This is a genomic window from Clostridium sp. UBA6640 (assembly GCF_002455975.1).
Taxonomy (GTDB): domain Bacteria; phylum Bacillota; class Clostridia; order Clostridiales; family Clostridiaceae; genus Clostridium_J.
Map to the genome: position 1 here is coordinate 64,703 of NZ_DKLM01000168.1, position 7,914 is coordinate 72,616.

Sequence of the window (7,914 nt, forward strand, 5' to 3'; positions counted from 1 at the left end):
GGTGTTTTTTAATATAAATTTAAAATAAGTGTGTAAAAGGTTCATAATATTTTTATTAGACAAGTTAATTAAAGAAATAAATATTATCTAAGATAAATTCTTATTTGAAATTGATAGTGGGTACTTTTTATAGCTTAATAGAAGGAGAAGGGTATAATTAAGGAGTAATTTATGGGAAATATAATGGATTGCATATTTGCTAGGAGAAGCATTAGGAAATATGCTGATAAGGAAGTTGAGAGAGAAGTTATTATAGATTTACTGAAAGCAGCTACAGCAGCGCCATCAGCAGCTAATAGACAACCTTGGGAGTTTGTAGTTGTGACAAAGAAAGAAACCATGGATTTATTTAGGGGAAATTTATACAATGGAAATTATAATGCACCGGCAGCTATTGTGGTTTGTGGAAATATGGATTTAGCTTTTAGTGGTCCATCAAAAGACTATTGGATACAAGATTGTAGTGCTGCTATAGAAAATATACTACTATGTGCTACAAGACTAGGGCTAGGACCAGTATGGATTGGTGTATATCCAGTACCTTCAATTGTTAAGCCTGTTAGCAAGATTTTGTCACTGCCTGAAAAGGTAATACCTTTAGGGGTAGTGTACATTGGCTATCCAGCAGAGGAAAAAGAAGCAAGGTATCAATACAATGAAAAAAGAGTGTATTGGGAGGAGTATGACTCCACAAGAAAGCATAGGGCTAGACTAAAGAATTTAAAGGAATTAGGAAGTTTGTAAATTTATCTTGATATTATAATATGTAGCATGCTAATAAAAACTATCAATGTAGATTTATTGATAGGATTAGTATAGATAAATATATGGGGGTATTTTATTATGTCAATTTTGGGTATTTTAGGAACAGTTCATGATGATGATATGAGAAAAAAGTTTAATTATTCGCTTGAAAGGATGGAAGAGCTTATAGAAAAGTTTAATCCAGATGTAATTTGTGGAGAGGTGAGGCCAGAAGATTGGGAAAAGTATTGTGATAATAATGAATATGATGGGTATTTGGGGCCAAGCGAATATAGGCGTTTAATAATACCTTTATGTAAAAAGAAGGGGATCAAATTTATCCCAGTTGATTGGTTTGAAGATGACTTAACGACTATGGATTATTACCAAGGAAAATCAGAAGAGGAAATTAAAGCTATAGAAAAAGAATTTGAAACCATAATGGATGATTTTTGGAAATATTCTAAAGGAAGCAAAATCCCCTTAAATTCCTTAGAGTTTAATGATATTGCAGAGAAAAAACATAATTTTCAAGAAGGCGTTAATTCAGAGGTAGAGGATTTATATTGGATATGTAGAAATAAGATTATGATTGAAAGAATAAAAAAGGCTTTAGTTGATAACAAAGAGAAAAGGATTCTTTGTACAGTTGGAGCAGAGCATACTTATTTTTATTGCAAAAAATTGGAAGGAACAAATTGGAAAGTAATTTATCCTTTAGAATAAATATTATAGAAATAAATATTATATAAAATGCCTCATTATTTAAATTTGAATAAGGGGTATTTTTTTATTAGAAAAATATTGGATAGGGAAGAGAAGTTTAAGGGTGACGCAATACAAGACATAATAAATGAATTACAAATGAGTAAAGGTGCAATTTATCATCATTTTAAATCAAAGGAAGAAATTTTACACGGAGTTTTGGATAGAAAATTTTTAAGGGTTAGTTCTGAAATAAATAGAATTATTTTAAGTAAAAAAGATTTAACTGCATTAGAGAAGCTGAGAATGATGTTTATGTACAGTATCAATGATGATGAAAGTAGACTAATGGATATTTCTATAAAATCAAAATGTAAGGATCAATACTTTATATTGGGAAACATGGAAGAAATGATGAATCGTGTAGTTCCAATAATTAGGGATATAGTTGAAATGGGACAAATAGATGGATCATTAAAATCAGAATATCCAGAGGAAATTGCAGAAGTTATAATGATGTTAACGAATATATGCCTATCACCAATTATATTTCAGAGAACTCCTGAGGACATAGTAAAGAAAATAAAGTTTTTAAGGCATATGCTTGAAAATATGGGTGTACCTATTATTACAGAAGAAATGATGTCAGATCTTATTAGAAGATATAAAGAATTATGTGAGTAAGATATAAAATTATTTTATATCTTACTTATCGATTAGTGAAGGGGAGATAGTATGTTAAATCTAATAATAAAAGAGTAGCAAAAATACTATTTTAAATTATTTAAGATGTCTATTATAGGACTGTGTATTTTAATATATTTTATGGCTATAGTTTCAAAAGTTGAGAATAACCCTGATATGCAAATATATAAAAATATTTTTAAATTTATACGTGGAGTAGAGGTATTATTATTTACATCTTTATCTTCAATGATGTATTTTAAAGTATCAAAAGAAGATATAAGTAGAAGGGAACTATCTTTAAGATTTCTTTCTATATGAATACTTACAGCGGTTTTTATGATATTAGGATATATAATAGTTACAGGAGTATTCTCCATTACAGAGAGCATAAAACCTATATTAAATGACTCAATATCATTTCCAATGATATTATTCGGTATAAAGAAGATTGTAATAACTTCTATAATTGTAGCTTCAGTAGGCATTATTGGAATTTGGCTTGCAATAGAAAAGAAATCTTTAGCTAGTAATATGACAATATCAATGGTCATAGTTATTTTATTAGAAACTTTAATAAATGGACTAAGCTTAAATATACAGCTAAATGTAAGCATTATATTAGTAATCTTAGCTATGATACTTGCCTTTATCAAGAAGAGGAAAGAAATTATTTAATTGCATGTTTTTTATTTTCAACAATACATACTGACGGTTGGTTTTATGAAGATTAATATTTTGTTATCATATTGAGAAATGGAAATTATCAAACTTAAACAAATAATAACTTTACAAATATAGCAATATTAGGTAATATATAAATATAATATATTGAAAGTGAGGGTATGTAAGTTATGAAAAAATCTAATTGCTAATAATATTTCTGTTTTGAATATAGAAAGTATTTCTTAAAGAGTACTATATGTCTTGAGTTTTAATCAGGTTTAATAGGCTTGCTCTTTTATGAAACTAGCAATTAGGAAGAAAACTTACATTACTGAAGTAATTTAATTTGATGAATATATTAATGTAGAGGAAGTATAGTGCTTTTTAATTCAAAGCCGTAGTTCTATCTATCCATTATTAATTTTATTGTCATAATAAATTTGTACTTTAGACTGTAAAAGAAATTTCTTTTACAGTTTTTTATTTTTGCATTAAGTTTTCTTAAAATAAGGAGCAAGAAGAAAAACAAAGGATAAAGTAGAATGTTGAGAGTGTTAAATAAAGAATTATTAAAATAAATTGAAGAAGAAATAATGTAGAGAGAAAGGGCGAATTTATATGGCAATTAAATTTAGAAATTATAATAATGAGGGGGATTTTAAATTAATTGGAGATTTCTTATCAAAGCATTATGCTACTGATAATAAAGATGGAAATTGGCTAAAATCATCATGGGAGTTTATACATAGTCATCCCTGCATTAAATGGTTTAATATAGATAGAATAGGAATATGGGAAGATAATGGTGAAATTGTTGGAGTAGTACGGCTAGAGAGCCCTTTTTATGGATATGTGGGTTTTGATATACATCCACAGTATGGATTTTTAAAAAAGCAAATGCTTACATATGCAGAAAAAGTATTTTGCGGAGTAAATAAAGATGGTAGTTCATATATTAATATTCTCATACCTGAGTTTGATACAGAATTTGAGAATGTTATTGAAAAAGAAGGATATGAGAAAGATAAAAACAATACTGTTATTAAAATGAGATATTTAATTGAATATCCATTTCCTGAAATAAAAATTCCTAATGGTTTTAAAATACAATCTCTTGAAGATGATTATAATTTTGAGAAAATTAGCAGACTTATATGGAGGGGATTTGAATATCCAGGGGAACCACCTATGGAGGAAATTAATGACTTAGCTAAAATGCATGCATGGACTAAATTTAGAAGGAATACTACAATAACTATTGAATCATCAGATAAGAGCTTAGTTTCAATTTGTGGAATGTGGTATGACGATACCAATAAAGTTACATTCGTTGAGCCTGTAGTAGCGGATCCAAATTTTAGAAATATGGGGCTAGGGAAAGCTGCTATGCTTGAAGCAATTAAACGCTGTGGAAAATTAGGAGCTACGGTAGCTTTTGTTGAACCGGATATGGAAGCTATAGGATTTTATGAAGCAGTTGGCTTTAAAAAATCTTATACTAGTTACTATTGGAAGAAATCGTGGAATAGTCAATATAAAGAATATATTTAAATCAACATATTATATCTGAAAAGAGTGTTACACAAGTAAAGCTTGTGTAACACTTTTCAATTATTCTTTTATAAGAACTTTTTCTACTTCAGCTATATATATTGTATGATAATCTTTTTCAGGATACCATTTTTCATCTAGTTCGCTTGCGATAAAGCATTCAGGTTTAAAACCTTGAACATATAGTTTTTTACATATAATTGCAAGGTTTGCCTCCTCAAAATATGGAGTATTATCTGAATGCTGAATTGTTAAATTACATTTAGAAATCTTATCTTCATCTCTACCAGATACAGTTCCAAGATAACCTAATTGCTTTTTAAAGTTTTTATCAAAGAATGTTAGAGAAAAAGTGTCAGAGTTATCTACAAATTCTTTGGTGAAATTCTGAGGTCTTATAACAATATAGGCTACATTTTTACCCCACATAACACCAAAGCCACCCCAAGCTGCAGTCATTGTATTTACTTTATTATCTTTTTCAGCAGTTACTAGCATCCAATCTTTACCGATAAGTTGAAATGGGCTTTTATTTAACTCCTCAGGCTTTACTTCTGCAAATTTATTCATAATATAATCTCCTTTCATAATATGAATTATTTTACAAAATACTATCTTTTAATTATTATATATATAATAATTAAAAGATAGTATGCACTTTAATGTAAGATACTAACTAAAAGGAGAGTAATGAAGTGGATGAAAAAATAGAAGTATACTCAGCGCCATTTGAGTATACGTTATCTATACTTGGTGTTAAGTGAACGATGGTTATAATGTTTTGGCTATCTAAATGTAAAGTTATGCGTTATGGAGAACTAAAGAAATCTACTAAAGGTATTACTCATAAGATGTTGATTAGTCAACTAATTGATTTTAAAAAGTGCTACACAAGTAAAGCTTGTGTAGCGCTTTTTAACTATTCTTTTATAAGAACTTTCTCTACTTCAGCTATATATATCGTATGATAATCCTTTTCAGGGTACCATTTTTCATCTAGTTCGCTTGCGATAAAGCATTCAGGTTTAAAATCTTGAGTGTATAGTTTTTTACATATAATTGCAAGGTTTGCCTCCTCAAAATATGGAGTATTATCTGAATGTTCAACTGTTAAATTACACTTAGATAGTTTGTCTTCGTCTCTTCCAGATACAGTTCCAAGATAGCTTAGTTGTTTTCTAAAGCTTTCATTAAAAAATGTTAGTGAAAAAGTATCAGAGTTATCTACAAATTCTTTAGTGAAACGCTGAGGTCTTATAACAATATAGGCTACATTTTTACCCCACATAACACCAAAGCCACCCCAGGATGCAGTCATTGTATTTACCTTATTATCTTTTTCAGCAGTTACTAGCATCCAATCTTTACTGATAAGTTGAAATGGGCTTTTATTTAACTCTTCAGGCTTTATTTCCACAAATTTGTTCATAATATAATCTCCTTTCATAATATGAATTATTTTACAAAATACTTTTAAATATATTATCATATAAATAATAACAAAAATATAGTATGCACTTTAATGTAAGATACTAACCAAAAGGAGAGTAATGAAGTGGATGAAAAAATAGAAGTGCACTCAGCACCATTTGAATATACATTATCTATAATTGGTGGTAAGTGGAAGATGGTTATAATGTTTTGGCTATCTAAATGTAAAGTTATGCGTTATGGAGAACTAAAGAAATCTGTTAAAGGTATTACTCATAAAATGTTAAGCAGCCAACTAAAGGAGCTTGAATCTGACGATATTATAATTCGTAAAGAATATCATCAAGTTCCACCAAAAGTAGAATATTTTTTATCAGAAAAAGGATTATCTCTTATGCCTATTCTAGAAGAAATGTGTAAATGGGGAAGCTTAAATTTTCAGGATAATGGTGTGCATAATCAAAGAAAATAAGAAAATAAAATTTATATTTTGGGCATTCAATATAAATTTTAAAACTATAATAAAAGAAATTAAACTATAAGAAAAGAAGAGTCTTATATCAAAGGCTCACTTATACAATTGAGGATTATTGATACTTCTCTTATTTTATAAAAGAAGTTTTTAATTAATTTCATTTTTGAAGTTACGTAGCAATTTCTTATAAAGAAACTAGCAGCTATAGTCCCTTCATATTAATAACTAGTTATTGGTGTCGCTCACAGTTATGCTGCACCTCAGGGGAACCCTAAAGGGCTTCNNAAAGAAATTAGTTTGATTAAAATATTTAAATACATAGTTATTAGTGATAAATTAGCCCTTTAGGTAGTTTAAATATATACCCCCCATATCATTGGTAAAAACTAATGATATGGGGGTATATATTTAAAGATAAATAGAAAAATTATATATAAGAAGTGCAAAATTTTTTTAAAATATGTGTGGACATTAAAAAGTCATGGTATATAATATACTTTATACCATAAATCAGTAGGCTCATATTAAGAATAATTTTAAACATATGATGAAAGGAGTTAGAGAACATAATNNAACTGTTTATTATGATAAATATAATATCAGTTTTTGGTTTTGCATTAGTTGAATTAGGTATTCCAACAATAATGGCTAAAATCATTGATGTGGGTATAGCTAATAGTGATATAGCTTATATAAAAGAAAAGGGGCTTATACTTGTAGCCATATCCATAATTGGAGTTATGGGTACTATATTACTTGGGTATTGTTCTGCAAAGATATCCACTAGCATAACTAGAGATATGAGAAATGATATTTTTAGAAAAACACAGGAGTTTTCTCATAGTGAATATGATAGATTTGGAGTATCTTCAATGATCACTAGAACTACTAATGATGCCTTTCAATTATTACTATTTACTAATACCCTGCTTAGAATAGCATTAATTACACCAGTTATGTTTACTGTAAGCTTAGTAATGATTCTTAAAACAAGTTTACCATTGTCTGTAGTTTTAGCAGTAACAATACCTTTTATAATAATAGGAGTAGTTATTATAGCTAAAAAATCTCATCCTATGTCACAAACTCAGCAGAAGAGATTAGACAAATTAAATCGTATATCTAGAGAAAATTTAACAGGGATAAGAGTAATCAGGGCTTTTGGTAACGATGATTATGAAAGAGAAAGATTTGGGAAAACCAATGAAGACTATACAGATATCTCCAAAAAACTGCATAAACTTATGGCAGTTTCACAACCTACCTTCTTTCTATTATTAAATATAGGTATTTTAGCAATACTTTGGATTTCAAGTAAAATGGTAAATATAGGAACTCTTCAAGTTGGCCAATTGGTTGCCTTTATAGATTATTTATTCCATGCTATGTTTTCTATGATGCTATTTTCAATGGTATTCGTTATGTATCCTAAAGCGCAGGTTTCAGCAGAGAGGATTCAAGAATTATTAGAAGCAGATCCCCTTATAAAAAGTCCAGAAAATGGAGTGAAGGATACAGAAATTAGAGGATTAGTAGAATTCAACAATGTTACCTTTGCTTATCCAGGTGGAGAAGAACCTGTACTTAAAAATATATCTTTTACAGCGAAAAAGGGAGAGACAATTTCCTTTATAGGAAGTACTGGTAGTGGAAAAAGT

Annotated in this window: 9 protein-coding genes; 6 read left to right on the plus strand and 3 right to left on the minus strand. The window is 28.7% G+C overall.

Annotation, left to right across the window (positions count from 1 at the left end):
* The first annotated feature begins 171 nt into the window (after positions 1-171).
* The 3 genes from B2W91_RS19905 (at position 172) to B2W91_RS19915 (ending at position 2,133) form a co-directional block, all read left to right on the plus strand.
* Complete coding sequence (locus tag B2W91_RS19905) at positions 172-744, plus strand: nitroreductase family protein (RefSeq protein ID WP_291584115.1); 573 nt, start codon at positions 172-174, stop codon at positions 742-744.
* Between the two features lie 99 nt (positions 745-843).
* A complete protein-coding gene (locus tag B2W91_RS19910; protein WP_291584117.1) occupies positions 844-1,470 on the plus strand; it encodes a hypothetical protein in 627 nt (208 codons plus the stop codon).
* A gap of 78 nt (positions 1,471-1,548) precedes the next feature.
* A complete protein-coding gene (locus B2W91_RS19915) occupies positions 1,549-2,133 on the plus strand; it encodes a TetR/AcrR family transcriptional regulator (protein WP_291584119.1) in 585 nt (194 codons plus the stop codon).
* An 86-nt stretch (positions 2,134-2,219) separates the two neighbouring features.
* Here B2W91_RS19915 and B2W91_RS19920 read toward each other — a convergent pair whose 3' ends face one another.
* Positions 2,220-2,750 (minus strand): hypothetical protein, encoded by a 531-nt coding sequence (locus B2W91_RS19920; RefSeq protein ID WP_291584121.1) that lies wholly within the window; start codon positions 2,748-2,750, stop codon positions 2,220-2,222.
* Positions 2,751-3,417: 667 nt separating this feature from the next.
* Between B2W91_RS19920 and B2W91_RS19925 the strand changes: the two genes are divergently transcribed.
* Positions 3,418-4,350: a GNAT family N-acetyltransferase gene (locus B2W91_RS19925; RefSeq protein WP_291584123.1), complete on the plus strand. Its 933-nt coding sequence runs from the start codon at positions 3,418-3,420 to the stop codon at positions 4,348-4,350.
* A gap of 60 nt (positions 4,351-4,410) precedes the next feature.
* On the opposite strand, the gene B2W91_RS19930 is transcribed toward B2W91_RS19925, so the two are convergent.
* Together B2W91_RS19930 and B2W91_RS19935 are read right to left on the minus strand one after the other, a co-directional pair.
* A complete protein-coding gene (locus B2W91_RS19930; protein WP_291584125.1) occupies positions 4,411-4,920 on the minus strand; it encodes a flavin reductase in 510 nt (169 codons plus the stop codon).
* 349 nt (positions 4,921-5,269) lie between these two features.
* On the minus strand, positions 5,270-5,779 hold the full coding sequence (locus B2W91_RS19935; RefSeq protein WP_291584127.1) for a flavin reductase: 510 nt from the start codon (positions 5,777-5,779) through the stop codon (positions 5,270-5,272).
* 126 nt (positions 5,780-5,905) lie between these two features.
* Here B2W91_RS19935 and B2W91_RS19940 point away from each other — a divergent pair, with 126 nt between their 5' ends.
* Together B2W91_RS19940 and B2W91_RS19945 are read left to right on the plus strand one after the other, a co-directional pair.
* Positions 5,906-6,253 (plus strand): winged helix-turn-helix transcriptional regulator, encoded by a 348-nt coding sequence (locus tag B2W91_RS19940; RefSeq protein WP_291584129.1) that lies wholly within the window; start codon positions 5,906-5,908, stop codon positions 6,251-6,253.
* A gap of 587 nt (positions 6,254-6,840) precedes the next feature.
* A partial coding sequence (locus B2W91_RS19945) for an ABC transporter permease (protein ID WP_291584131.1) occupies positions 6,841-7,914 on the plus strand: 1,074 nt, incomplete at its 3' end.